Source organism: Streptomyces sp. NBC_00443 (assembly GCF_036014175.1).
Classification (GTDB): Bacteria; Actinomycetota; Actinomycetes; order Streptomycetales; family Streptomycetaceae; genus Streptomyces.
The window spans coordinates 1,182,240-1,206,228 of the sequence record NZ_CP107917.1; the positions used below are offsets into that span (position 1 = coordinate 1,182,240).

Annotated in this window: 27 protein-coding genes and 1 tRNA gene; 12 read left to right on the forward strand and 16 right to left on the reverse strand. The window is 71.3% G+C overall.

Translation table 11 applies throughout. From position 1 onward, the window contains the following. Positions 1–19: 19 nt before the first annotated feature. Positions 20–1,513: a CoA-acylating methylmalonate-semialdehyde dehydrogenase gene (locus OHO27_RS05325; RefSeq protein WP_328420770.1), complete on the forward strand. Its 1,494-nt coding sequence runs from the start codon at positions 20–22 to the stop codon at positions 1,511–1,513. A 23-nt stretch (positions 1,514–1,536) separates the two neighbouring features. After that, positions 1,537–2,322: a GntR family transcriptional regulator gene (locus tag OHO27_RS05330; RefSeq protein WP_328420772.1), complete on the forward strand. Its 786-nt coding sequence runs from the start codon at positions 1,537–1,539 to the stop codon at positions 2,320–2,322. On the opposite strand, the gene OHO27_RS05335 is transcribed toward OHO27_RS05330, so the two are convergent. From OHO27_RS05335 to OHO27_RS05350, 4 genes are all read right to left on the reverse strand, one after another. Continuing rightward, entirely contained in the window at positions 2,312–3,115 is an 804-nt protein-coding gene (locus OHO27_RS05335; RefSeq protein ID WP_328420774.1) for a DUF427 domain-containing protein, read from the reverse strand. The genes OHO27_RS05330 and OHO27_RS05335 overlap by 11 nt on opposite strands. Before the next feature lie 46 nt (positions 3,116–3,161). Continuing rightward, on the reverse strand, positions 3,162–4,148 hold the full coding sequence (locus OHO27_RS05340) for an aldo/keto reductase (RefSeq protein ID WP_328420776.1): 987 nt from the start codon (positions 4,146–4,148) through the stop codon (positions 3,162–3,164). Positions 4,149–4,259: 111 nt separating this feature from the next. After that, positions 4,260–4,922 carry an NUDIX domain-containing protein gene (locus OHO27_RS05345; RefSeq protein ID WP_328420778.1) on the reverse strand — a complete coding sequence of 221 codons (663 nt, stop codon included), beginning with the start codon at positions 4,920–4,922 and terminating at the stop codon, positions 4,260–4,262. A gap of 162 nt (positions 4,923–5,084) precedes the next feature. Next, the gene (locus OHO27_RS05350; RefSeq protein WP_328420780.1) at positions 5,085–5,516 is read right to left on the reverse strand and encodes an HIT family protein; all 432 of its coding nucleotides are present in this window, start codon (positions 5,514–5,516) and stop codon (positions 5,085–5,087) included. 150 nt (positions 5,517–5,666) lie between these two features. Here OHO27_RS05350 and OHO27_RS05355 point away from each other — a divergent pair, with 150 nt between their 5' ends. Then, complete coding sequence (locus OHO27_RS05355; RefSeq protein ID WP_328420782.1) at positions 5,667–6,404, forward strand: NAD(P)/FAD-dependent oxidoreductase; 738 nt, start codon at positions 5,667–5,669, stop codon at positions 6,402–6,404. Between the two features lie 56 nt (positions 6,405–6,460). Here OHO27_RS05355 and OHO27_RS05360 read toward each other — a convergent pair. Then, a tRNA-Pro gene (locus tag OHO27_RS05360) sits at positions 6,461–6,534 on the reverse strand. A 112-nt stretch (positions 6,535–6,646) separates the two neighbouring features. On the opposite strand from OHO27_RS05360, the gene OHO27_RS05365 reads away from it, so the two are divergent. Both OHO27_RS05365 and cobF read left to right on the forward strand, forming a co-directional pair. Then, positions 6,647–7,168: a DUF309 domain-containing protein gene (locus tag OHO27_RS05365; protein WP_328420784.1), complete on the forward strand. Its 522-nt coding sequence runs from the start codon at positions 6,647–6,649 to the stop codon at positions 7,166–7,168. An 87-nt stretch (positions 7,169–7,255) separates the two neighbouring features. Continuing rightward, positions 7,256–8,029 (forward strand): precorrin-6A synthase (deacetylating), encoded by a 774-nt coding sequence (cobF, locus tag OHO27_RS05370; RefSeq protein ID WP_328420786.1) that lies wholly within the window; start codon positions 7,256–7,258, stop codon positions 8,027–8,029. A gap of 50 nt (positions 8,030–8,079) precedes the next feature. Here the strand turns inward: cobF and OHO27_RS05375 are convergent, their stop codons facing one another. After that, positions 8,080–8,826: a cobalt-precorrin-6A reductase gene (locus tag OHO27_RS05375; protein WP_328420788.1), complete on the reverse strand. Its 747-nt coding sequence runs from the start codon at positions 8,824–8,826 to the stop codon at positions 8,080–8,082. Positions 8,827–9,004: 178 nt separating this feature from the next. Here OHO27_RS05375 and OHO27_RS05380 point away from each other — a divergent pair, with 178 nt between their 5' ends. Then, complete coding sequence (locus OHO27_RS05380; RefSeq protein WP_443059516.1) at positions 9,005–10,480, forward strand: hypothetical protein; 1,476 nt, start codon at positions 9,005–9,007, stop codon at positions 10,478–10,480. Positions 10,481–10,551: 71 nt separating this feature from the next. Next, complete coding sequence (locus OHO27_RS05385) at positions 10,552–11,370, forward strand: TIGR01458 family HAD-type hydrolase (RefSeq protein WP_328430355.1); 819 nt, start codon at positions 10,552–10,554, stop codon at positions 11,368–11,370. A 3-nt stretch (positions 11,371–11,373) separates the two neighbouring features. Here the strand turns inward: OHO27_RS05385 and OHO27_RS05390 are convergent, their stop codons facing one another. Together OHO27_RS05390 and OHO27_RS05395 are read right to left on the reverse strand one after the other, a co-directional pair. Continuing rightward, positions 11,374–12,147 carry a sulfite exporter TauE/SafE family protein gene (locus tag OHO27_RS05390; protein WP_328420790.1) on the reverse strand — a complete coding sequence of 258 codons (774 nt, stop codon included), beginning with the start codon at positions 12,145–12,147 and terminating at the stop codon, positions 11,374–11,376. Positions 12,148–12,213: 66 nt separating this feature from the next. Then, complete coding sequence (locus tag OHO27_RS05395; protein WP_328420792.1) at positions 12,214–13,401, reverse strand: thiolase family protein; 1,188 nt, start codon at positions 13,399–13,401, stop codon at positions 12,214–12,216. 131 nt (positions 13,402–13,532) lie between these two features. On the opposite strand from OHO27_RS05395, the gene OHO27_RS05400 reads away from it, so the two are divergent. From OHO27_RS05400 to OHO27_RS05420, 5 genes are all read left to right on the forward strand, one after another. Beyond that, on the forward strand, positions 13,533–14,369 hold the full coding sequence (locus OHO27_RS05400) for an alpha/beta hydrolase (protein WP_328420794.1): 837 nt from the start codon (positions 13,533–13,535) through the stop codon (positions 14,367–14,369). Positions 14,370–14,493: 124 nt separating this feature from the next. Continuing rightward, positions 14,494–14,976: a Dps family protein gene (locus OHO27_RS05405; RefSeq protein ID WP_328420796.1), complete on the forward strand. Its 483-nt coding sequence runs from the start codon at positions 14,494–14,496 to the stop codon at positions 14,974–14,976. A gap of 91 nt (positions 14,977–15,067) precedes the next feature. Next, complete coding sequence (locus tag OHO27_RS05410) at positions 15,068–15,400, forward strand: DUF3140 domain-containing protein (protein ID WP_328420798.1); 333 nt, start codon at positions 15,068–15,070, stop codon at positions 15,398–15,400. After that, positions 15,397–16,044 (forward strand): endonuclease, encoded by a 648-nt coding sequence (locus tag OHO27_RS05415; protein WP_328420800.1) that lies wholly within the window; start codon positions 15,397–15,399, stop codon positions 16,042–16,044. The genes OHO27_RS05410 and OHO27_RS05415 overlap by 4 nt, the downstream gene beginning before the upstream one ends. A gap of 49 nt (positions 16,045–16,093) precedes the next feature. After that, complete coding sequence (locus OHO27_RS05420; protein ID WP_328420802.1) at positions 16,094–16,924, forward strand: SAM-dependent methyltransferase; 831 nt, start codon at positions 16,094–16,096, stop codon at positions 16,922–16,924. Between the two features lie 31 nt (positions 16,925–16,955). Here the strand turns inward: OHO27_RS05420 and OHO27_RS05425 are convergent, their stop codons facing one another. Genes OHO27_RS05425 through OHO27_RS05460 form a run of 8 tightly spaced genes read right to left on the reverse strand, consistent with a single transcriptional unit; the run spans position 16,956 to position 23,902 of the window. Continuing rightward, on the reverse strand, positions 16,956–17,648 hold the full coding sequence (locus OHO27_RS05425; protein ID WP_328420804.1) for an SDR family oxidoreductase: 693 nt from the start codon (positions 17,646–17,648) through the stop codon (positions 16,956–16,958). Continuing rightward, positions 17,645–18,520 carry a cupin domain-containing protein gene (locus tag OHO27_RS05430; RefSeq protein ID WP_328420806.1) on the reverse strand — a complete coding sequence of 292 codons (876 nt, stop codon included), beginning with the start codon at positions 18,518–18,520 and terminating at the stop codon, positions 17,645–17,647. Before OHO27_RS05430 ends, OHO27_RS05425 begins: the two co-directional genes overlap by 4 nt. Next, positions 18,517–19,869, reverse strand: a complete 1,353-nt coding sequence (locus tag OHO27_RS05435) for an amidohydrolase family protein (protein WP_328420807.1) — start codon at positions 19,867–19,869, stop codon at positions 18,517–18,519. The genes OHO27_RS05430 and OHO27_RS05435 overlap by 4 nt, the downstream gene beginning before the upstream one ends. A 33-nt stretch (positions 19,870–19,902) precedes the next feature. Further along, entirely contained in the window at positions 19,903–20,883 is a 981-nt protein-coding gene (locus OHO27_RS05440; protein ID WP_328420809.1) for an alpha-ketoacid dehydrogenase subunit beta, read from the reverse strand. After that, on the reverse strand, positions 20,871–21,848 hold the full coding sequence (locus tag OHO27_RS05445; RefSeq protein ID WP_328420811.1) for a thiamine pyrophosphate-dependent dehydrogenase E1 component subunit alpha: 978 nt from the start codon (positions 21,846–21,848) through the stop codon (positions 20,871–20,873). The genes OHO27_RS05440 and OHO27_RS05445 overlap by 13 nt, the downstream gene beginning before the upstream one ends. Beyond that, positions 21,848–23,209, reverse strand: a complete 1,362-nt coding sequence (locus OHO27_RS05450; protein WP_328420813.1) for a M24 family metallopeptidase — start codon at positions 23,207–23,209, stop codon at positions 21,848–21,850. Before OHO27_RS05450 ends, OHO27_RS05445 begins: the two co-directional genes overlap by 1 nt. 52 nt (positions 23,210–23,261) lie before the next feature. Next, entirely contained in the window at positions 23,262–23,648 is a 387-nt protein-coding gene (locus OHO27_RS05455; protein WP_328420815.1) for a cupin domain-containing protein, read from the reverse strand. Then, positions 23,588–23,902, reverse strand: coding sequence for a helix-turn-helix domain-containing protein (locus OHO27_RS05460; RefSeq protein WP_328420817.1), 315 nt, complete (start codon positions 23,900–23,902; stop codon positions 23,588–23,590). The genes OHO27_RS05455 and OHO27_RS05460 overlap by 61 nt, the downstream gene beginning before the upstream one ends. Positions 23,903–23,989: the final 87 nt, after the last annotated feature.

Sequence of the window (23,989 nt, forward strand, 5' to 3'; positions counted from 1 at the left end):
TGAAAGGCCCTTGCGCACCATGAAGACCATCACCCACTGGATCGACGGCAAGCCCGTGGAAGGCGGCTCCGGCCGCTACGCCCCCGTCTACAACCCGGCCACCGGCGCCCAGGAGAAGCAGGTCGCCTTCGCGACCGTCGACGAGGTGGACGCCGCCGTCGCCTCCGCCAAGGCCGCGTTCGAGAGCTGGGGCCAGTCCTCGCTGGCCAAGCGCACCGCGGTCCTGTTCAAGTACCGCGAGCTGCTGGACGCCCACCGCGACGAGATCGCCGAGCTGATCACCGCCGAGCACGGCAAGGTGCACTCCGACGCGCTCGGCGAGGTGGCGCGCGGCATGGAGATCGTGGAGCTGGCCTGCGGGATCTCCGTGCAGCTGAAGGGCGAGCTGTCGACGCAGGTGTCGAACCGGGTGGACGTGGCCTCGATCCGGCAGCCGCTGGGGGTGGTCGCCGGCATCACGCCGTTCAACTTCCCCGCCATGGTGCCGATGTGGATGTTCCCGCTGGCCATCGCGTGCGGCAACACCTTCGTGCTGAAGCCGAGCGAGAAGGACCCGTCGGCGTCGTACCGGCTGGCCGAGCTGGCCTCCGAGGCGGGGCTGCCGGAGGGTGTGCTGAACGTCGTACAGGGCGACAAGGTCGCCGTGGACCGGCTCCTTGAGCACCCGGACATCGAGGCGGTGTCCTTCGTCGGCTCGACGCCGATCGCGAAGTACATCCAGCTCAAGGCGGTTGAGCACGGCAAGCGCGCGCAGGCCCTGGGTGGCGCCAAGAACCACATGCTGGTCCTGCCCGACGCCGACCTGGACTTCGCCGCCGACCAGGCGATCAACGCCGCCTACGGCTCGGCGGGCGAGCGCTGCATGGCCGTGTCGGTCGTCGTCGCGGTCGGCGACACGGGCGACGAGCTGGTCGGCAAGATCGCCGAGCGAGCCAAGAACCTGCGCATCGGCCCCGGCAACGACCCGGCGAGCGAGATGGGCCCGCTGATCACGCGCGAGCACCGCGACAAGGTGGCGTCCTATGTCGCTTCGGCCGCCGAACAGGGCGCCGAGGTCGTCATCGACGGCACCGGCCACTCGGTCGAGGGCCACGAGGACGGCTTCTTCCTCGGTGTCTCGCTGCTGGACCGGGTGCCGCTGACGGCGGACGCGTACCGGGACGAGATCTTCGGACCCGTGCTGGCCGTGGTGCGTGCGGAGACGTACGAAGAGGCCATCAAGCTGATCAACGACTCCCGTTGGGGCAACGGCACCGCGATCTTCACCCGGGACGGCGGCGCCGCCCGTCGCTTCCAACTGGAGGTCAAGGCGGGCATGGTCGGTGTGAACGTGCCGATCCCGGTGCCGGTCGGCTACCACTCCTTCGGCGGCTGGAAGGACTCGCTCTTCGGCGATCTGCACGTCTACGGCAACGACGGCATCGCCTTCTACACCCAGGGCAAGGTCATCACCACGCGCTGGCCGGACCCGTCCGACGGCGGCATCAACCTCGGTTTCCCCAGCAACTCCTGACAGCCTGACAGGGAGGTCGTCCCATGGCGAAGGCCCACGGCTCCGCACGTGCCGGGTCCGGCTCCGCGCTGGCCTGGCTGGACTTCGCCCTGGACCGGGGCAGTCCCGTGCCGCTGTACTACCAGCTCGCCCAGCAGCTGGAGGCGGCGATCGAGCACGGGGCCCTCGCCCCGGGCAACCTCCTGGGCAACGAGGTCGACCTGTCGGTGCGGCTGGGCCTGTCCCGGCCCACCGTCCGGCAGGCCATCCAGTCGCTCGTCGACAAGGGGCTGCTGGTCCGGCGGCGGGGGGTGGGCACCCAGGTGGTGCACAGCCAGGTGAGGCGCCCGCTGGAGCTCAGCAGCCTCTACGACGACCTGGAGGCGGCCGGGCAGGGTCCGACCACGCAGGTCGTCCGCAACGAGCGCGTCCCGGCTGCGGCCGACGTCGCCGCCGCGCTCGGCATCGAGGAGGGCGCCGAGGTCACGTTCCTGGAGCGGCTGCGCTGCACGCACGGCCAGCCGGTCGCGATCCTGTGCAACTACCTGCCCGCGAGCCTGCTCGACCTCGACACGGCCCGGCTGGAGTCGACCGGCCTGTACCGGATGATGCGGGCCGTCGGCATCACCCTGCACAGCGCCCGCCAGACCATCGGCGCGCGCTGTGCCACCGCCGGGGAGGCCGGGCGGCTCGACGAGAAGGAGGGCGCGGCGCTGCTGACCATGCAGCGCACGGCGTACGACGACACGGGCCGGCCGGTCGAGTACGGGACGCACATCTACCGCGCGTCCCGGTACGCGTTCGACTTCCAGCTGCTGGTCAGGTCTTGAGGCTCGCGGTGAACGGCGTGACCGGCCGTTCCAGCCGCTCGCCGTCCAGGGTGATCTCCACCGCCTCGTTGTAGAAGGCCACGAGCCCCTGGACGGGGGTGACCGCGGCCAGCGGCTCGGCATAGCTCCAGAGGATGTTCCGCGGGACCTCGCCCTCGCCGCGCCAGTTCCAGTACTGGGCCGTGCCCTTGTAGGGGCACCCGGTGCTGTGGTCGGTGGGCTCGAACAGGTCGAGCCGGACGTCCTCGCGGGGCATGTAGTAACGCGTCGGCAGCCCGGTCTCGAACAGCAGCACCGGGCGATGCGTGTCCGCGACGACGGTGCCGTCGATCTCGACCTGGACGTGGCGGCTGCTGGTCATGGCGTCCACCCGTTTGTGCGGGTCGCGCGGGTGGATGAAGATCTCTTCCTCCTCCTCGTACCAGTGGTCGAGGCCGGTCCCCCAGCGCCAGAACCACTCGAAGGCGATGTGTCCGGCGAGGTCGGCGGCGGGGAAGGTCCACGCCGCGTTCTCCACCAGCTCGCCGTCGGCCTCGAGGTCGTAGAAGATCTGCGAGCCCGTGTGCTTGCCCGGCTGCGGGTTCTTGGCAGGGCGGAGGAGGTCCATGCGGACCTCCGCGCGGGGGAACGCGTAGCCCGGCACGGGCAGATCGGGTTCCCAGACCAGGACGGGGTTCCGGCTGTCGACGATCGTGATGTCGCCCTTGAGGCCCCGCACCCAGCGCTCGCTGGGCTCCCACAGGAGGCCTTCGGGGGTCGTCCGGACGTTCCGCTCGTTGGGGAACAGAGGCATGGCCCACTCTCCTTCGGCTCCTCTTCGGAGCGTACTCCGGGAGCGTTCAGTGGGCCGCGTCGAGCCGGGCCCGCTGGTCGGCGGTCAGCTCCAGGTCCACGGCGGCCAGGCTCTCCTCCAGCTGGGCCACGGAGGACGCTCCGACCAGCGGGATGATCGGCAGCTCGGCGCCGATCTGCCAGGCCAGGACGACCTGGTTGACGGTGGCCCCGGTCTCCTGGGCGACCTCGCGGAGCGCCTTCAGGCGGGACGGGGTGCCCGGGTGGTCGAAGTCGGCGGGCAGGGCGACGTCCGGGCGGGTGTAGGCGCCCTTCAGCAGCGGCGAGTAGGCGACCAGGGTGAGGCCGGGCTCGGCCCGCAGGTAGCTGAGCAGCTCCGGGCCCGCGTGGCCGAGGCTGCCGTCGGCGAACAGGCCCTCGGGGACGTCGAGGCGGGGCCGCAGGTGGCTGTGGGCGTACTGGAGCACCTCGTAGCCGGGCAGGCCCGCCGCGGCGGCGAGGGCGCGGGCCCGCTCGACGCGCCACGCGGCGTGGTTGCTGACGCCGAGGAGACCGACCGTGCCCTCGGCGACCAGTTCGGCGAACCCCTCGACGGTCTCCTGGAGGGGTACCTTCCGGTCCTCGATGTGGGCGTAGAGCAGGTCCAGCTCGGCCACGCCGAGCCGGTCGCGGCTGCGCTCGGCGGACTCGCGGATCACCTTCGCCGACAGGCCTTCTGCGTTGTCGATGTAGCCGGTGCCGGGGGCCAGCGGGCGGGCGCCGAGCTTGGTGGCGATGACGATCTCGTCGCCGACGCCTCGGCTGCGGCGCCACCGGCCGAGCAGTTCCTCGCTCTGTCCGCCCTGGCCGCCGTCCTCCCAGAAGGCGTAGTTGTCGGACGTGTCGATGAAGGTTCCGCCGGCCTCGGCATAGCGGTCGAGGACGGCGAAGGAGGTCTCCTCGTCGGTCCGGGAGCCGAACAGCATCGCGCCGAGCGCGAGGACGCTGACCTCGCGGCGGGTGTTCGGGGCGGTGCCCAGGGTGCGGTACTTCATGGATGACTTCCCTCCCGTTCGTGCGCCCGAGCCGTGGGCACGAACGGGAGTCTTCATCTTGAAGCGCACTTCAAGTCAAGGGCGTGAGCGCGCACTTTGTGTTCCTGGGCGTCACTTGCCGAACGGACCGTCCAGTGCCGCCCATTGCAGCAGCATGATCGTCTTGGCGTCGGCGATCTCCCCGCTGCGGATCATCTCCAGGGCCTGGCGGAAGGGCAGTTCGACGATCTCGATGTCCTCGCCCTCCTCGTCCAGGCCACCGCCCTCATGGGTGCGGGTCGAGGGGCCGTAGGCGGCGGCGTAGAAACTGACGCGTTCGGTGACCGAGCCGGGGCTCATATAGACGTCGAAGACGTGCCGGACCGCGCCGATGGTGTGCCCGGTCTCCTCCACCACCTCGCGGCGCACCGCGATCTCCGGGTGCTCGTCATCGTCGTCGAGCAGCCCGCCCGGGGTTTCGACGAGCATGCCGTCGGGGTGGCCGTTGACGTACACCGGGAAGCGGAACTGGCGGGTCAGCAGGACGGTTTCGCGTTCGGCGTCGTACAGCAGCACGGTGGCGCCGTTGCCGCGGTCGTGCGTCTCGCGCTGCTGGGTGCTCCAGGTGCCGTCGGCGTGCTGGAAGTCGAAGGTCGTCGCGCGCTCGACGTACCAGTGGCTGGACAGGAGCTGCACGTCCCGCACCTTGATACGGGGATTGCCGGTCAGGTCCCGGCCCGCCCGGTCGAGTCCGGTGCGGCCACGGCGGTCGGGGGTGTCGATGCCGGCGGTCATCGGGCACCGGCCGGGTGGCTGAGCGAGTTGGTCATGGCCCGCTTCTACCACCCCGGCGTGGCGTACGTCGCGCGGGAAGGTGAGAGGCGAGGGACATCCGGGCGTCAGCCCGCGACATCCGCCCTGTCCAGCAGGCTGCCCTACCTTCAACGTCCGGCGCTGTCAGGCCCCCGGCGGCACGGCCTGTTCGAAGCCGAGTTCGCGCAGGGCGGTGCGGAGTCTGTCGGCCGCCTCGTCCAGCGCGGACATGTCCTCCTCCGGCTTGGCGTGGGCGAAGTTCAGATCGCCCAGGCCCCACATGGGCGCGACATGAATGTGCAGGTGGGGCACCTCGAAACCGGCGATGAGCAGCCCGGCCCGCGGAGCGTCCCACGCCCGCTGCACGCCCTGGCCGACGGCCTGGGCGACCTGCATGCAGTGGGCCAGCAGTTCACCGTCGACCTGCGTCCACTGGTCGACCTCGCGCCGGGGCACAACGAGGGTGTGGCCGGGCGTCAGCGGTGCGATGGACAGGAACGCCGTCGCGTGCGGGTCCTGCCAGACGAAACGGGCGGGAAGCTCTCCGTCGATGATGCGGGAGAAGACGGTGGTCATGCCGGGCCCCTTCGCTGCGGAAGATCTCTCGGAGCGAGCCTACGTTCCGAACAGCGCGTGCACCCGCTCCCGTTGACCTTCGACCGGCCGTCCCGGCAGGCGGACCGGTTCCGTTGGGCGGCGGGCCGGTGATTCCTACGCTCCTGCCCCATGAGCGTTCTCACTGATGAGCCGGCCACCACGGACACGTCGCGAGTGGTCGAGACCGACGTCCTGATCACCGGCGCCGGCCCGTCGGGCCTCTACGGCGCCTACTACGCGGGCTTTCGCGGACTGCGCGTCGCGGTCATGGACGTCCTGCCCCAGCAGGGCGGCCAGATCAGCGCGATGTACCCGGAGAAACCCATCTTCGACATCGCCGGGTTCCCGTCGGTGCGCGGTCGCGACCTCGTCGAGAGTCTGGTCGCGCAGGCGGCGCCGTACGACCCGCGGTATCTGCTCGGAGAGCGCGCGGTCGACCTGGCCCACGCCTCGGACGGGCGGCCCGTCGTGCGCGGCGGACAGGGAACGACCGTGCGGGCCGGGGCCGTGGTGATCACCGGCGGCGTGGGGACGTTCACCCCGAGGCCGCTGCCGGCCGGTGAGGATTTCCTCGGCCGGGGGCAGGTGTACTTCGTGCCGGACGCGTCTGCCCACGCCGGGCACGATGTCGTGGTCGTCGGTGGCGACAGCGCCTTCGACTGGGCGGCGATGCTCGCCCCGGTCGCCCGGTCCGTCACGCTCGTGCACCGCACCGCCCGCTTCCGTGCGCACCGGGCGAGCGTCGACAAAATCAGGGCCCTCGGCTTCGAGATCGTCACCGACTCCGAGGTGAGCGCGCTGCACGGCACCGCCCGCCTCGAAGGGCTCGAGGTCCGGCACCGGGTCACGAAGGACGCCCGAAAATGATCAAGGGCCGGTTTCGGAAACCTCCGAAACCGGCCCTGACCTGCGACTTTCACAAGTCGGGACGACAGGATTTGAACCTGCGACCCCTTGACCCCCAGTCAAGTGCGCTACCAAGCTGCGCCACGTCCCGATGCCTCTCACGCGGTGAACCGCGTGATCGCGCGGACAGCACTTTACCGTACGGGGACGAGTGCGCCGAAGCGGGGCATCCGGCGAGGGGCCGGGCGATGGACAATCGGTGGATGGGCAGCACATCGTCAGGAAGCCAGGCCGCAGCGCGGGACCGGGACAGCGAGGGGCGGGCACGCAACGCACGGCCCCGGGACGGTCTCGGGCGCCCCCTGCCGTACGACGCGGACGGCGTCGACCGGCAGCCCGAGGGCGTCGTACGCACTCCGGAGCAGAGCGTCGTGGAGGCGCAGGAACTGCTGGACGCAGGGAAGCCGTTCCATGCGCATGAGGTGTTCGAGGACGCCTGGAAGGCGGGGCCGGAGGGAGAGCGGGCCCTGTGGCGGGGGCTCGCGCAGCTTGCCGTGGGGCTCACTCACTCGGCGCGGGGGAACGTGACGGGCGGGCCGCGGCTGCTGCGGCGCGGGGCCGTGGCCGTGGAGGAGTGGGCGTCCGATGCCGGGGAGCGACGGCCGTACGGGATGGATCTCGCAGGGCTGAGCGCTTGGGCGCGGGACCTGGCGGGGATCGTGGAGGAGAGCGGGGAGGCCGTGGACGCGCGGGGCCGGGCGCCGAGGCTGCGGGGCGGGGCGTAGGGGCAAGGCGGGGTCGGCGGGCCACCTCACCATGGGCGGCGTGGACGCGGTGTCCTTGTTGTCAGTGGCGTGGGGCAGACTCGGGGTGTGCGAAAGATTCATGTCATCGGTATCGGCGCGGGCGACCCTGAGCAGCTGACGTTGCAGGCGGTCAGGGCGCTGCGGAGTACGGACGTGTTCTTCATCCTCGACAAGGGCGAGGTGAAGTCGGACCTCACGCAGCTGCGCCGGGACATGCTGGACGCGCACATACCGGAGGGCACGTACCGGGTGGTCGAGGCCCGGGACCCCGAGCGGGACCGGTCCGCCGGCGGTACCGCCTACTCCCCCGCCGTCGGGGACTGGCGCAGTGCGCGCGCCGGGATCTACGAGCGGCTGATCGCCGAGGAGCTGGGCGAGGACGAGACCGGCGCATTCCTGGTGTGGGGCGACCCCGCGCTGTACGACAGCACGCTCGGGATCCTGGAGGAGGTCCTGGACCAGGGCGCCGTCGCCTTCGAGTACGACGTCGTACCCGGCATCAGCAGCGTCTCCGCCCTCGTCGCCCGCCACCGGACGGGACTCAACCGGGTCGCCCGCCCCGTACAGATCACCACCGGCCGCCGGCTGGCCGAGGGCTTCCCGGACGGCGTGGACGACGTCGTCGTGATGCTCGACGCCCACCAGACCTTCCAGCAGTACGCCGACCAGGACATCGACATCTACTGGGGCGCCTACATCGGCACCCCCGACGAGATCCTCGCCTCGGGCCCGATCGCCGAGACCGCACCACGCATCGAGACCCTGCGCGCGCAGGCACGGGAGCGCAAGGGCTGGATCATGGACACGTATCTGCTGCGCAGGAATCCGAAGGAGCAGTAGGCGCCTACGCCCCGTGGGCTACGGGGTGAGGGTCGGTCGGCGACCGAGCATCACCCACTGACGCCGAGCCGCTCCAGGACCCCCGCCACCTCCGACACCGCCTCCACGCCCTCAGGGAGCGGCGGGCGGCGTACGAGCACGACGGGTAGGGCGAGTTGGCGGGCCGCTGTCAGCTTGGCTGCGGTTGCCGTGCCGCCACTGTCCTTCGTCACGAGGGTGTCGATGCGGTGTTCGCGTAGGAGGGCCGACTCTTCGGGGAGAGTGAACGGGCCGCGGGACAGGAGTACTTCGGTCTGCGGGGGCATCGGTGGCTCGGGCGGATCGACGGAGCGTACGACGAAGTGCAGGTCCGTGAGGTGGGCGAAGGACGCGAGGCCCAGGCGGCCGGTGGTCAGGAAGACACGGTGGGCGAGGCCGGGCAGGAGGGCCGCGGCTTCGTCGAGCGAAGCGACCTCGTGCCAGCGGTCCCCGGGGCCGGGGCGCCAGCCGGGCCGGCGCAGGACCACCGCGGGCACCCCGGTCGCCGTCGCGGCACGGACCGCGTTCGCCGTGATCGACTCGGCGAAGGGGTGCGTGGCGTCGACGACGGTGTCGACGTGCTCGGCGCGCAGCCAGTCGGCCAGGCCCTGCGCGCCGCCGAAGCCGCCGATGCGTACGTCCCCCGCGACCGCGCCCGGGCGCCCCACACGCCCCGCGAGCGAGGTGGTGACGCGGACGCCGGGGTGCGCCGCCAGCGCGGCGGCGAGTTCGCGGGCCTCGGTGGTGCCGCCGAGGATCAGGACGTGGCGGGGGGACATGGGGCGAGCGTACGTCGTGCCGTCCGCTGCGATGCCGCCGCCCTGAGCACCGCGAACGCCCGGAACACCGCGAACACTATGAACACAACGAACGGACCCGTGGTTCCTCGTCCCGCCTCTCCCTAGCATCGCGGCGCACGGCTCGACGACGCGCCGAAGAGGAACGAGGAGCAGGGTCTTGGACTGGACGAGAACCCCCGCAGTGATCCGCAGGTCTGTCGCATGGACCCCCCACCGGCGCACGACGCTGACCGCCCTGCTGGCCGGTGCCCTCGCCGCCGGCTTCCTCGTCGGCGCGTCGAACGCCCGGGGAGAGACCGGCGAGACGGCGGCCCCGGCTCGCGCCGAATGCCCCGCCGCGGTCGCCGACAAGGCCACCTGCTACACCGGCGTGGACCCCAACGGCGCCTACTACGCGATAGCCGTACCCGACGACTGGAACGGCTCTCTCGTCGTCCACGCCCACGGCGGCCCCGACCTCGGTGCGGAGTCCGACCCCGGCCGCAGCCTCGACGATCTGGGGCGCTGGTCGGTGATGGTGCAGGAGGGCTACGCCTGGGCGGGTTCGTCGTACCGCCGGGGCGGTTACGGGACGCGGATGGCCGCCGCGGACACGGAGAGCGTGCGCCGGCTGTTCGTCGGTGAGTTCGGCAAGCCCCGGCGGACGTATGTGCACGGCCAGTCGTGGGGCGGGAACGTCGCCGCGAAGGTCGTGGAGACATACGGCGACCGGCGCGGGGCGTACGACGGGGCGCTGCTCACCAACGGCGTCCTCGGCGGGGGCTCGCGCGGCTACGACTACCGCATCGACCTGCGCGTCGTCTACCAGTACTACTGCGGCAACCACCCCCGCCCGACCGAGCCGCAGTACCCGCTGTGGCAGGGCCTGCGCGCCGGCTCGACCATGACCAGCGCCGGGCTGCGCGCCCGGCTGCAGGAGTGCACGGGCTACGCGTCGGCGCCGCAGGAGCGGACCGCGCTCCAGCAGCGCAACCTCGACGACATCCTCGCCGTCACGCGGATCCCGGAGCGCACGCTGGAGTCGCATCTGCGGTTCGCCACCTTCACGTTCCGGGACATCGTGCACGACCGCCTCGGGGACCGGAACCCGTTCGGCAACCGGGGCGTGCGGTACTCCAGGTCGCATGACGACAAGGCGCTCAACGCCGGTGTCGAGCGTTTCGCCCCCGACCCCACGGCCGTACGCGATCTGTCCTACGACAGCGATCTCACGGGCAAGGTCGCGATCCCGGTGCTGACGATGCACGCGATCGACGACCCGACGGCGTTCGTCGAGCACGAGGCGGCCTACCGGGCCACGCTGCACGGGGCCCGGCGGGACGGGCATCTGGTGCAGACGTTCACGCGGGAGGCCGAGCACAGTGAGCTGAGCGACGCCGAGTACGCCAACTCCATTGCCGCCCTGGACAAGTGGGTGCGCGGCGGCAAGAAGCCGACGGCCGGGTCGGTCGCGGCGTCGTGCGCGGCGTTCGACCGCACGTACGGCACCGGCTGCTTCTACGACCCGGCGTTCCGCCCGGCTCCGTACGCCACGCGCGTCGAGCCGCGACCGGGCGGGCTGCGGTGGCCCGCCATGACGTCGGCTCAGGAGCGGGCGTGGAGCAGGATCGAGGGTGTCGGGATCACGCCCTGACCTGTGCCGGGAGGATCGCTGGCTATGGTCCTGGCATGGAATCCGTAGGTGGCGTGGAATCCGTACGTGGCATGCAATCCCTGCGTGCCGTTCTGATCGACATCGACGGGGTGCTCACCGTCTCGTGGCAGCCGCTGCCGGGGGCCGTCGAGGCGCTGCGGGAGATCCGCGAGGCCGGGCTCGGTGTCGCACTGGTCACGAACACGACCTCGCGGACCCGGGCGTCGATCGCGCGGACGCTGGCGGACGCCGGGTTCCCGGTGTCCGCCGAGGACATCCTGACCGCGCCCGCCGTCACCGCCGCGTATCTGGCGGAGCACTCTCCGGGGGCGCGGTGTGTGCTGCTGAACAGCGGGGACATCGCGGAGGACCTGGGCGGAGTCGCTGTCCTGAGAGATGACGAGGGCGCGGGCGACCAGTCCGTTCCGGACGTCGTGGTCGTCGGGGGTGCCGGGCCCGAGTTCGGCTATGCGGCGCTGAACCGGGCCTTCGGGCATCTGCAGCGCGGGGCGCGGCTGGTGGCCATGCACCGGAATCTGTACTGGCGTACCGATGACGGGTTGCAGCTGGACACCGGCGCGTTCCTGGCCGGCCTGGAGAAGGCGGCGCGGGTCGAGGCTGAGATCACGGGGAAGCCGTCGGCCGCGTTCTTCGAGGCGGCCCTGGCGCATGTGGGGGCCGGCGCGGGCGAGGCGGTGATGGTCGGGGACGACGTCGAGTCCGATGTGCTGGCGGCGCAGCGGGCCGGGGTCAGGGGCGTGCTGGTCAGGACCGGGAAGTATCTGCCCGAGACGCACCGGGCCGCGAGCGGCACGCCCGACCATGTGATCGACTCCTTCGCCGATCTGCCCGCCCTGCTGAGGGAGCTGCGGGGGGCAGCGCAGGAGTAGGGGTCAGCGCAGGAGTAGCTGGAGGCCGCCGACGACCGTCGCCGCGATCACCAGGTGCTCGAACAGCCGCTGGTTGATCCGGTTCACCGCCCATTTGCCGAGGAACGCGCCGGGCACGACGAAGAGCACGAGCGCCGCGTCGAGCAGGAGCGAGGAGCCGTCGATCAGGCCGAGTCCGGCGCTGAAGGGCACCTTGGAGACGTTGACGATCAGGAAGAAGAAGGCGGACGTCCCGAGGAAGCCGAGCTTGCGGAAGCCGGCCGACAGCAGGTACATCGACATCACCGGGCCGCCCGCGTTGGCGACCATCGTGGTGAAGCCGCCGAGGACGCCGTACGAGCGGGCCTTGACCCGGCCGGTCCGGCTGGTGACCGAGTCCGGCTCCGCCTCCTGCTCGGCGGTACGGCGGCGCCACACCGTCACGCCCGCCATCATCAGCAGGATCGCGCCGATCGACGTACGGACGATGCCGTCGTCGGCCCAGACGAGGAACAGCGTGCCGAAGACGACGCCGGCCGCGACCGCGGGGAACAGCCGCCACAGCGTGGGCCAGTGGGCGTGCCTTCGGTAGGTGAGGACGGCGAGGACGTCCCCGGCGATCAGGATCGGCAGCAGCACGCCGGTGGAGGCGCGGGCGGGGAGGACGGCGGCGAAGATCGCGAGGCTGACCGTGTTGGCCCCGCTGACGGCCGTTTTCGAGAAGCCGACGAGCAGGGCCGCGAAGGCGAGCGCGGCGAACTCCCAGCCTGTTATGTGCCAAAGCGTCATCGTGTCCATGCGGAGACCGATGGTATGTGCAGACAACAGGTACTGGTAAGGACCGTCTCGCCAGTTGGGAGATTGCTAGTGCCGCTCCACCAGCACCGCGCTCCCCTGCCCGACGCCCACGCACATGGTCGCCAGCCCCCGTTCGGCACCTGTGCGCCGCATCCGGTGCAGCAGCGTCGTGAGGATCCGCGCACCGGAGCTGCCCAGCGGATGCCCCAGCGCGATCGCGCCGCCGCTGGCGTTGACCCGCTCGGGGTCGATGCCGAGCTCGTCGACGCAGGCGAGGGCCTGCGCCGCGAACGCCTCGTTGAACTCGGCTTCCTGGATGTCGCCGATCGTCCAGTCGGCGCGGGCCAGGACCCTGCGGGTGGCGGGGACCGGGCCGATGCCCATCACGTCCGGGTGGACACCCGCCGAGCCGCCGGCGACGTAGCGGCCCAGGGACTCCAGGCCGAGTTCGTTGAGGGCCTCCTCGCTGACGAGGAGCAGTGCGGCCGCGCCGTCGTTCATCGGTGAGGCGTTGCCCGCGGTGACCGTGCCGCCCTGCCGGAAGACCGGCTTCAGCCGGGCCAGTTTCTCGTACGACGTGTCCTCGCGAATGCACTCGTCGCTGTCGACGAGCACGCCGTCCGGGCGCTCGACCGGCAGGAGTTCGTCGTCGAAGTGGCCGTTCTTGCGGGCCTCGGCGGCCCGTTGGTGGCTGCGCAGGGCGAAGTCGTCCTGCCGTTCGCGCGGGATGCCGTATCGCTCGGCGACCTCCTCGGCCGTCTCGCCCATGGCCAGCAGGCCGTGCAGTTCCTTCATCGCCGGGTTGACCAGGCGCCAGCCGAGCCGGGTGTCGACGGTCTCGATGCGGTGGGGCAACGCCTCGTCGGGGCGGGGCAGGACGAAGGGGGCGCGGCTCATCGACTCGGAGCCGCCGGCGAGCACGATGTCGGCCTCGCCTGCCGCGACGGTGCGGGCGGCCGACGTCACCGCCTCCAGGCCGGACGCGCACAGGCGGTTGACCGTGGCGCCGGGGACCGACTCGGGCAGCCCGGCGAGGAGCGCGGCCATGCGGGCGACGTTGCGGTTGTCCTCGCCCGCCTGGTTGGCGGCGCCCCAGTAGACGTCGTCGATGCGCGCCGGGTCGAGTGCGGGCACCTCGGCGACGAGGCCCCGGATCACGGTCGCGGCGAGGTCGTCGGGCCGTACCGACGACAGCGCTCCGCGCAGCTTGCCGATGGGGGTGCGGCGGGCGGCCGCGAAGTGGACGGGACGCACGACAGGACTCCTGACCGGGCCGGATGGATCGGCACCCTGTTAATTAGCACCGCTAGTTTTGGACTATAGACCGCTTTGCCGCCCGCTGGGAAGATCCCCTGGGGACCCGCACCGACACAGCCGGAGGAAGCATGGCCGACGCCCGCGAGCACGTACTCGACGGAAGCCGGGGATCGATCGTCGTACGCGAGTGGCCGAGCCGCGGCCGGCCTCGCTACCTCGCGCTCGTGGTCCATGGCTACGGCGAGCACGTCGGCCGGTACGCCGAGGTGGCGGACGTCCTGGTCAGGCACGGTGCTGCCGTGTTCGGGCCCGATCATGTCGGTCATGGCAGGTCGGCGGGTGAGCGCGTGGTGATCGAGGACTTCGAGGACGTGGTCGCCGATCTGCACGCGGTCGCCGGGCTGGGCCGGGCCGCGCATCCGGATGTGCCGGTCGTCATGGTCGGGCACTCCATGGGCGGCCTGATCGCGGCCCGCTACGCCCAGCTCCACGGCGACGGGCTCGCCGCCCTGGCGCTGTCCGGGCCAGTGATCGGCGACTGGGAGCTGCCCCGCCGGCTGCTCGCCCTCGACGAGATCCCCGACACGCCCATCAGCCCGGCCTCGCTCTCCCGCGACCCCGCGGTCGGCGCGGCGTACGTGGCGGATCCGCTGGTCTGGCACGGGCCGATGAAGCGGCCGACGGTCGAGGCGTTCGCCCGGATGCTGGACACCGTGTCCAAGGGCGGCGACCTCGGAAACCTGCCGCTGCTGTGGCAGCACGGCGACGACGACCGGCTGGTCCCGCTCACGGGTAGCCGCGTCGGCGTCGAGGAACTGCGCGGGAGCGAGCCGTCAGGCCACTCCGGGCACACCTACCGCGAACGCATCTATCCGCAAGCCCGGCACGAGGTGTTCAACGAGACGAACAAGGCGGACGTCTTCGCGGACCTGACCCGCTTCCTGGACGGCGTGTTCGCACACTGAGACACGTCGCGTTTTGCACCGGTTCGCCCTGGGCACCCGCGCCCGCATGGGGCGGTACCAGCGTCGCACCCGCGTCGCACCGCTCCGCACTGGCCCCACCACGCCAGAAATGGAGGAGCGCGGAATGACTGTCGTCAAGAGCACGCTTCCCGAACCGGCTCGCCGCGTCGCCGGCGAGGCCCTGCAGAGCACTCTCGTCGATCTTCTCGGACTCTCGCTGATCGGAAAGCAGGCGCACTGGAACATCGTGGGCCCGCGGTTCCGCTCGATCCATCTGCAGCTCGACGAGGTCGTCTCGGTGACCCGCGCGTTCTCCGACACCGTCGCCGAACGCTCCGCCGCACTCGGTCTGCCGCCCGACGGCCGGCCGGAGACCATCGCCGCGACCTACACGCTGCCCGGCCCCAAGGAGGGCTGGGTCCGCGACAACGAGGTCGTCCAGCTCGTCGTGGACTCCCTGGCGGCGGCCATAGAGCGGCTGCGCGCACGCATCACCGCGACCGCCGAGCCGGACCCGGTGACGCAGGACCTGCTGATCGGCATCACGAGCGAGCTGGAGAAGCAGCGCTGGATGTTCGACGCCGAGAACTGGCCGCGCGACGAGTGACACCGACACCCACACCCACACCGCGATACGCCGTACGCCGTACGCCCGGAGCCGTACGCCCGGAGCCGTACCCGCAGAGAAGGGGCACACCGTGACCGACGCCCTCGAACTCGACGCACTGTGGCAGGAGTTCCACCGCGTCGTGAACATGACCTCGCAGGAGCTGGCCACCTGGCTGCGGGTCAGTGACGCGGACGAGGAGACCGAGCCGCTGCCGGACCAGGCCGGCACGCCGACCGGTCAGCACGTCCTCGCGATCCTCCAGAAGCGACGCACGGACCTCACGGACGACGATGTCCAGATCATGTACGACGTCGTGGACACCGTCACCGACCAGGCGGACCTCGAGAACGAGCCCGAGCCCGAACAGACCCGCCGTCGGCATCAGCTGATGACGATCGGCCACGACCCGCTGAGGCCATGAGCAACGACAAGCGAGTCGTACGGGAACTCGTCCGCGCGCACGGGCAGACGTTCGCCGAGGAGGCCGGCATCCGGCTGCGGAACACCCCGCAGCCGCTGTACCGGCTGCTGGTACTCGCACACCTGCTCAGCGCCCGCATCCGCGGCTCGATCGCCGTCGACACCGCCCGCTCCCTCCATGACGCGGGGCTGCGCGATCCGCGCCGGATGGCCGACGCCGACTGGCAGGAACGGGTCGACGCGCTGGGCCGGGGCGGCTATCGGCGCTACGACGAGCGCACGGCCACCCAACTCGGCGAAGATGCCGCGCTGTTGAACGACCGGTGGGGCGGCGACCTGCGGCGGCTGCGCAAGGAGGCGGACGGCGACGTCGCCGAACTGCGCCGCCTGCTGAGGGAGTTCCCCGGTGTGGGACCGTCCGGTGCCGACATCTTCCTGCGCGAGGCCCAGCGGGTCTGGCCGGAAGTGGCGCCCTACCTGGACTCCAAGGCGCTCGCGGGTGCCCGGCGGCTCGGTCTGCCCAAGGACCCGGAACGGGTTGCCGGCCTCGCCGGGAACACCGAACCGGCCGTGCTGGCCGCCGCGTTGGTGCGGGCCTCGCTCGACAAGGAGGTGGCCGAAGACAGTCTCCGCCGGGCCGCGTGATCGTGGAAGACTGCTCACAACTCACCGTTGTCGAGCACAGGAGGCCTGCGTGGCGGGGAGCGAGTCGGGAACCGGGTCGGCGACCCAGTCGGCCGTGTCCCGTATCGACACGAGCAGGCCGCATCCGGCCCGGGTGTACGACTGGTTCCTCGGCGGCAAGGACAACTACCCGGTCGACGAGGAGCTCGGCCGCCGGATCACGGCGATGCAGGGCGACGCTCCGCGGCATGCGCGGGCCAACCGCCGGTTCATGCAGCGGGCCACCCGGGCGGTCGTCCAGGAAACGGGGATCCGGCAGTTCCTCGACGTCGGCTCCGGCATCCCGACCGAGCCCAACCTGCACCAGATCGCCCAGTCCGCCGTCCCGGACGCGCGGGTGGTCTACGTCGACAACGACCCGATCGTGCTCGCGCACGCGGAGGCCCTGCTGCGCGGCACTCCGGAAGGCGTGACCGAGTATGTGCAGGCCGACGCGCGTGAGCCGGAGCGGATTCTCGAACAGGCGGCGTCGGTCCTCGACCTCGACCGGCCCGTCGCCCTGTCCCTGATCGCGCTGCTGCACTTCATCGCGGACGACGACGGCGCCCACCGGCTCGTGGACACGCTGGTCGGCGCGCTGGCGCCGGGCAGCTGTCTGGTGCTGTCGGCGATGACGGCGGACTTTGAACCGGAGAACGTCCGTCGGGGCATCGCCGCCTACAACGCGAGCGGGGTGACGCTCGTGGCCCGTTCGCACGCCGAAATGGGTCGGCTCTTCAGGGGACTTGAGCTGCTGGAGCCCGGGATCGTCTCGCTGTCGGACTGGCGGCCGGGCGCGGGCGAGCTCGGAGCGAACGAAATCCCCGTGTCACTGTACGGCGCGGTCGGCCTGAAGCCCTGAAGCCCTGACCCAGCCCCCGACTCGAAGCCGCTCACCCGAGCAACCACCCTCCGTCCACCGCGAGTTCGACCGCGTTGACCGACCGGTTGCGCAGCAGGAAGTCCACCGCGTCCACGACGTCGGCCATCGTGGCGAGCTGCCCGGTGGGGGTCCTGGCGCGCAGCCCCGCCAGCACCTCGCCGGGCTTGGCCAGCCAGTGCGGACTGTCGCCCACGACCCCGGGATGCACGGCGTTGACCCGTACCGGCGCCAGCTCGACGGCGAGGGTGTTCACCAGCCCGCCCACACCCGCGTTGACGGTCGCCACCGTCGTCGCGCCGACGTACGGGCGCTCCTTGGCCTGTCCGCCGAAGAGCACGATCGCGCTGTCGTCGTGCAGCCGTGGGCGCAGGGTGTGCACGACCTCGGTGTAGCCGACGAGCTTGAGCGTGACGAGTCGCACGGCGGCGTCGATGTCGTACTCGGTGACCCGGTTGTCGTCCCGGGAGACGCCCGCGATCACCAGGTGGTCCAGGCGCCCGACGCCGGCCAGCGCGGCGGCGATCTCCCGAGGCTGCGACAGATCAAGGGCGATGCCCTGAGCGGCGCCGATCTCCTTGGCCACCGTGTCGGCGCGATGGGCGTCACGGCCGGTGAGGACCACCTCGTCACCACGCTGCGCGCGGGAGCGGGCGAACTCGCGGCCGATCCCGGAGGTGCCGCCCACGACGAGCACACTGCTCATGATCCCAGCGCCTCCCTCAGATACTCCCAGTCCCGCGTGAAGCGGTAGGAGTGCCGGGGCGGCGGCTGCGGCGCCTGGGTCTCCAGCCAACGCAGGGGTCCCTCCCCCGCGTTGGCGAACCCGTGCACACAGCCGGCGCCCGCCCACGCGAGGTCGCCGGGCCCGAGCCGGTACCGCTCGCCGTCGAAGGTGGCGTCCACGGCCCCCTCCAGGAACAGGTACGTCTCCTCGAAGGGATGGTCGTGCGTGCCGGCCACCCCGTCCGGCGCGTACTGCACCATGAACATGGTCGAGGCGACGGCGCCGAGATCGCCGTCGACCATCATCTTCACGGTGATCCCGCTGTACACGAGCAACGCGGTCCGCATGCTCGCCGACACCGCGAGCAGGTCCTGCGCCTGCTTGCCGTGATCCATCTGCGTGGGCTCGAAGTGGCCGAAGGACCGGGTGCGCGGGTCGCGGACGTCGATGCGTACGGGGTCGCGGGCCGGCAGCGCGGGCACCGCCTGGGTGTCGTGGCCGTAGCGGGCCCGCGGCACCGGCGCGAGCATGTCGGCCCAGCGTCCGGCGGTGTCTCCGGCGCCGCGCCAGGCATGTGGGACGCCGGTCGGGAGGAGACCGTAGTCGCCCTCTTCGAGGAGGTACGACCCGTCGGGGACGTCGAGGATCACGGCCCCGTCGAGCACATGGAAGCTCTCCTCGTACGAGTGCACATGCGTGCCGACCCGGCCGTCGGGCCGTATCTCGCACACGCCGAAGCCGGTGTGCACGCTGCCGTCGCCCTCTGCGACCAACTCCCGGCGCCGGTGGCCGAGTTCGTCATAGGGCGGCTCCGGGACGTCGGCGGCCCGGCGCACCAGGTGTCCGGTCATGCGGCGCTCTTCGCCTCCTTTGCGGCCAGGAGCCGGTCGCGGGACTCCTCGACCAGTCGGCGGGCCCGGTCGACGTCGGCCACGAGCCGGCCCTCACGCTTGCGGATCACGCCGTCGACGATGACCGTGTCGACGTTGGAGACGTCCGCCGACAGCGTCACCGCGGCGGCCGCGTCGTGCACCGGCACGACGTTCAGCGCGGTGGCGTCGACCGCGACGACATCGGCGCGCTTGCCGGGGGTCAGGGAGCCGGTGCGGTCCTCGACGCCCGCGACGTGGGCGCCGTTACGTGTCGCGATCTCCAGCATCTGACGTGCCGTCAGCATCGTTTCGGGTACGGGCAGGTTGGCCTTCCAGCAGTCGGCGTTGACCCGGGCGCGCTCGGCGCCGAAGGCCGCGCGGATCTGGGTGAACATGTCGCCGGGCGCGGTGGTGACGACGTCGATGCTGAGGGAGGGCCGCAGTCCGAACTCGATGGCCTTCATGACGGGCGGCCAGCCGTGCCCCATCTGCTCCTCCACCTGCGGTGCGATCGAGACCGTGCCGCCGCTGTCGGCGACCATCTGCCACTCCTCCTCGCTGAGGTAGCAGCAGTGGACATAGGTGGTGCCGGGGCCGAGCAGCCCCAGACCCTGGAGCTGCTTGACCATGCCGAAGCGGCCCGCCAGGCGGCCCATCGCCACGTGCACGGTGATCGGGATGCCCAGCTCGCGGGCGAGGGCCCACTCGGCGGTGACGACGTCGTTGGTGCAGAAGCCGGGGCCGCGGGTGGCCAGGCCCATGGTCAGCAGGCCGTCGTCGGAGGAGAAGTAGGCGCTGCGGATGCGTCGTACGTCGTCGCCAGGGATCGCGATCTTGCTGTCGAACCAGTAGTCGGCCAGTGAGGTGTTGGCGCTGCCATACGCGTACTGCGCGCGGATGCCGGTCTCCGTGAGCGCCTGGACCGCGGCGTCCGGATGCGCGGGCGTGTTGTTGATGTGGGACCAGTCGACGAGGGTCGTGATGCCTGCGTTGAGGCACTCCAGTGATCCCGCGAGGTTGGCCGCGTACACGTCCTCGGGGGTGTACAGCGGCGCGAAGGAGTCGAGGATGTCGACGAAGTAGTCGTCCAGGGTGGCGTCGGGGGCGACGTTGCGGATCGACGCCTCCCAGGTGTGGCGGTGGGTGTCGACGAAGCCGGGGATCACGATACGGCCGGTCATGTCGAGCACTTCCGCGTCGGCGCTGATGTCCGGCTCCACCGCCGTGATCTTCCCGTCCTCGATGAGGACGTCCCCCTGGGGGAGGTCCCCGACTGCGGGGTCCATCGACAGCACGTGACCGGCTCGCAGGAGTATACGATCGGGCATCGCTCTTCCTCCCATGGTGTTCGGACGGGACGTTCAATAGGCGGCGAGCTTCCTCACGGCCGTGACGACCTTGTCGACGGTGGGAATCACCCGTTCCTCCAGCGCGTCGGCGAACGGCAGCGGAACGCACTCGCCCGCCACCCGCCTGACCGGCGCGTCCAGCAGGCCGAACCCCTCGTCCGCGACGACCGAGACGACCGTCGCGCCCCAGCCGCCCTGGTACGGGTTCTCCTCGACGGTGACGAGCCGCGAGGTCCGCCCGAGCGACGCGAGCACGGTGCTCATGTCCAGCGGCACCAGACAGCGCAGATCGACGACCTCCGCCTCGATGCCCTCGCCGGACAGCAGGTCGGCGGCCTTCAGCGCGAGCGGCACCATCGAGGCGAGGGCGACGAGGGTGACGTCGGCGCCCTCGCGGACGACTGCGGCCCGGCCCAGCTCGACGACGTGGTCCGGCGGTGCGGGTGCGCCCTTGGAGGCGAGCAGCGCCTTGTGCTCGAAGAGGACGACCGGGTCGTCGCTGCGGATCGCCGCCGCCATCATGCCGGTCACGTCGGCGGGAGTCGCCGGTGCGGCGATCTTCAGACCGGGCACGGTGAGCGCCCAGTTCTCGGTCGCCTGGGAGTGCTGCGCGCCGAAGCCGAGCCCGCCGCCGTTGGCGGTGCGCACCACGAGCGGGACGGTGACCTGGCCGCCCGTCATGTACCGCACCTTGGGGATCTCATTGGCGAGATAGTCCCAGCAGCAGGCCAGGAAGTCGGAGAACATGATCTCGGCGACGGGCCGCATCCCGGTCATCGCGGCGCCCATGGCGGCCCCCACTATGGCCTGTTCGGAGATCGGCGTGTCCCACACCCGCTCGGGCCCGAACTCCTCGAGCAGCCCGACGGTCGTCTTGAACACCCCGCCCGCCGCACCGATGTCCTCGCCCAGGCACACGACGGACGGATCGCGCCGCATCTCCCGCGCGATGCCCTCGGCGACCGCCTCCCGATAACTGATCACGTCCGCCACGCCGCGCCTCCGTCCGCCCATACGTCGGTGAAGGCCTCGTCCGGATCGGGCGCGGGCGCCGCCTTCGCGGCCTCGACCGCCTTCTGGACGAGGGAGGTCGCCCGGTCGTCCGCCTCGCCGATCACCGCCTCCGGCACCCCCGTCTCGACGAGCCGGCCCCGCGCCAGGTCCAACGGGTCGTGCTTCAGCCAGCGTTCGACCTCCTCGGCCGGGCGGTAGGTCGCCGGATCGGAGCGGCTGTGCCCGAAGTGGCGGTAGGTCAGCGCCTCCAGCAGCGCGGGCCCGTCTCCTGCCCGGGCCCGAGCCGCGAGCCGGGCCACCGCCTCCTCGACCGCGAGGACGTCGTTGCCGTCCACCACCTCGCCCGGGATGCCGTACGCGGGCGCCCGGTCGGCGGCGGGCCGTGGCACCGCCGTGACGTCGGCGATCGGCGTGTACTCCATGTAGAGGTTGTTCTCGCAGACGAACAGCACCGGCAGCTTCCACACGGCGGCCAGGTTGAGTGCCTCGTGGAAGGCGCCGATGTTGGTGGCGCCGTCGCCGAAGAAGGCGACCGCGATCTGGTCGGTGCCGCGCAGCCGGGCCGACCAGGCCGCGCCGGCCGCCATCGGGAGGTGGGAGCCGACGATGGCGTACGAGCCGAGCATCCCGGTGGACGCCTTGGTCAGGTGCATGGAGCCGCCCTTGGCCCCGCACAACCCCGTTGCCCGGCTCATGAGTTCGGCGAGGCACTCCTGCGGGGTGGCCCCGCGTGCCAGCGCGTGATGGTGTCCCCGGTAGGTGGCGAAGACGTAGTCGTCGGGGCGCAGGGCGGCGCTCGCGCCGACGGCGATGGCCTCGTGTCCGGCGGCCAGGTGGGTGGTGCCTTTGACGAGGCCCTGCAGGAAGAGGTCGTGGGCGGCCTTCTCCGTACGGCGGATGACGGTCATCTGCTCGTACGCGGCGAGGAGTTCGGCCGGTTCCATCAGTGGTCCCCGTCGCCACGGGAGGTGCCGCCGGAGGTGCTGCGCGACGTGTTGAGGTGGGACTGCGACTCGCGCCGGGTGTTCAACTCGCCGCCGACCGTCCAGTACTTGCGGCCCGCCACCAGCAGTTCCTCCGCCGGGAACTTCGTGATGACCTCGCAGCCGTCGGCGGTGACGACCACTTCCTCCTCGATGCGGGCGGCGGACCAGCCGTCGGCGGCGGGCCAGTAGGTCTCCAGTGCGAACACCATGCCCTCCTCCAGGACCTCGGGGTGGTCCAGGGAGACCAGTCGGCTGAAGATCGGCTTCTCCCAGATCGACAGGCCGACGCCGTGGCCGTACTGGAGGGCGAACGCGGCGGTCTCGTCGGCGAATCCGAACTCCTCGGCGCGCGGCCAGACCTGCACGATGTCGGCGGTGGTGGCGCCCGGGCGGACGAGGTCGATGGCCTGGTCCATGTACTCACGGCAGCGCACATAGGCGTCGCGCTGGGCGCGGGAGGCGCTGCCGACGGCGAAGGTGCGGTAGTAGCAGGTGCGGTAGCCGAGGTGGCTGTGCAGGATGTCGAAGAAGGCGGGGTCGCCGGGGCGGATCAGGCGGTCGCTGTAGACGTGCGGATGAGGTGAGCAGCGCTCGCCGGAGATCGCGTTGACGCCTTCGACGTACTCGCTGCCGAGGTCGTACAGCACCTTGCTGACCACCCCGACACACTCGTTCTCGCGCACCCCAGGACGCAGATAGCCGTACAGCTCCTCGTACGCGGCGTCGACCATCGCGCAGGCCTGGGTGAGCAGGGAGATCTCGTCCGGTGTCTTGATGCGGCGGGCCTCCAGGAAGACCTGCTGTCCGTCGACGACCTCGATGCCCTCGGCGCGCAGGGCGGTGAGGACCGGCATCTCGACGACGTCGATGCCGAGCGGCTCGTCGGCCAGGCCGTGTGCGCGCAGCTCGGTGGCGATCTTCGCGGCGACGTCCGCGGCGATCTGGGCCTGCGGGTGGAAGGCGCCGCGCAGGGTGGAGATGCCGGCGCGGGCGCCCGTGGGCGGGCCTTCCTTGCCGTCGCTGTAATCGAGCCACGGGTTGTAGAGCTGATGGTGCCGGGCTGCGGAGCCGAAGTCCCAGACGATCGGCTCGCCGCCGCGCACCAGCAGGGCGAAGCGGATCAGCTTGTCCATCGCCCAGGTGCCGATGTGCGTGGCCGTCATGTAGCGGATGTTGGCGAAGTCGAAGCTGAGCACCGCACCGAGCTCGGAGCGGTTCAGGGTCTCGTTGAGGCGAGCCAGCCGCTGTTTGCGCAGCCGGTCCAGGTCGACGCGCTCTTCCCAGTCGACGGCATTGGGTCCGAAAGTGCGGATCGCCATGGCGACCACCCCCGCTTGGGAGTCAACGACTGTATGCGGTGAGTGTCAAGTCTCACTGAACAACACTGGACACGAACCAGATGCCCGTAGCCGCTACGTCACCATCATTGCGGTAGCGGTGCGGGGTCGTCGACTCGAAGCAGACGGCGTCGCCCGGACGCAGCGTGTACTCGTCGAAGCCGAGGGTGAGGATCAGCTCGCCCGAGGTCAGACAGCCGTACTCGGTGCCGGTGTGGCGCATGAGGCCACCGGAGCTGGAGGAGGCCCCGCCGGGTCGGTACGTCACGAGCAGGAAGTCGACGTCGCTGCCGGGAACATGGCCGAGACGCTCCCACACCACGCCCGAGTCCAGCTCCAGCACCTCCCGCTCCCTGGGCGTCACCAGCGGGCCGATCCGGCGACCGGGGTCGGCGGCGAAAGCGGCGAGGGCGTGCAGCACGGTACCGGGGCTGCCGCCGCCGGGGAGGCCGTTGTAGTCTCGCCCGCCTCGAAGAGGGCCTCGACGGAGATGCCGAGAGCCGTGGTGATGGCGTAGAGGGTGCTGACCGAGGGCTGGCTCTTGCCGTTCTCGATCTGCGAGATGAGGCTCGCCGATACGCCGACCTCGCGCGCGAGCGCCCGCAGGCTCGTCCCGCGCGCAAGGCGGGCCTGCCGGATGCGGGCGCCTACCGGCGGGACGGCGGCGGGGGGCATGGGGCTCCTCTCGGCAGGGCGGGGCTGTTCGCTCTCATTGAACAGCGAGCGGCACGCACGCGGTACCGCAATGCCCGAAGGGGCGCG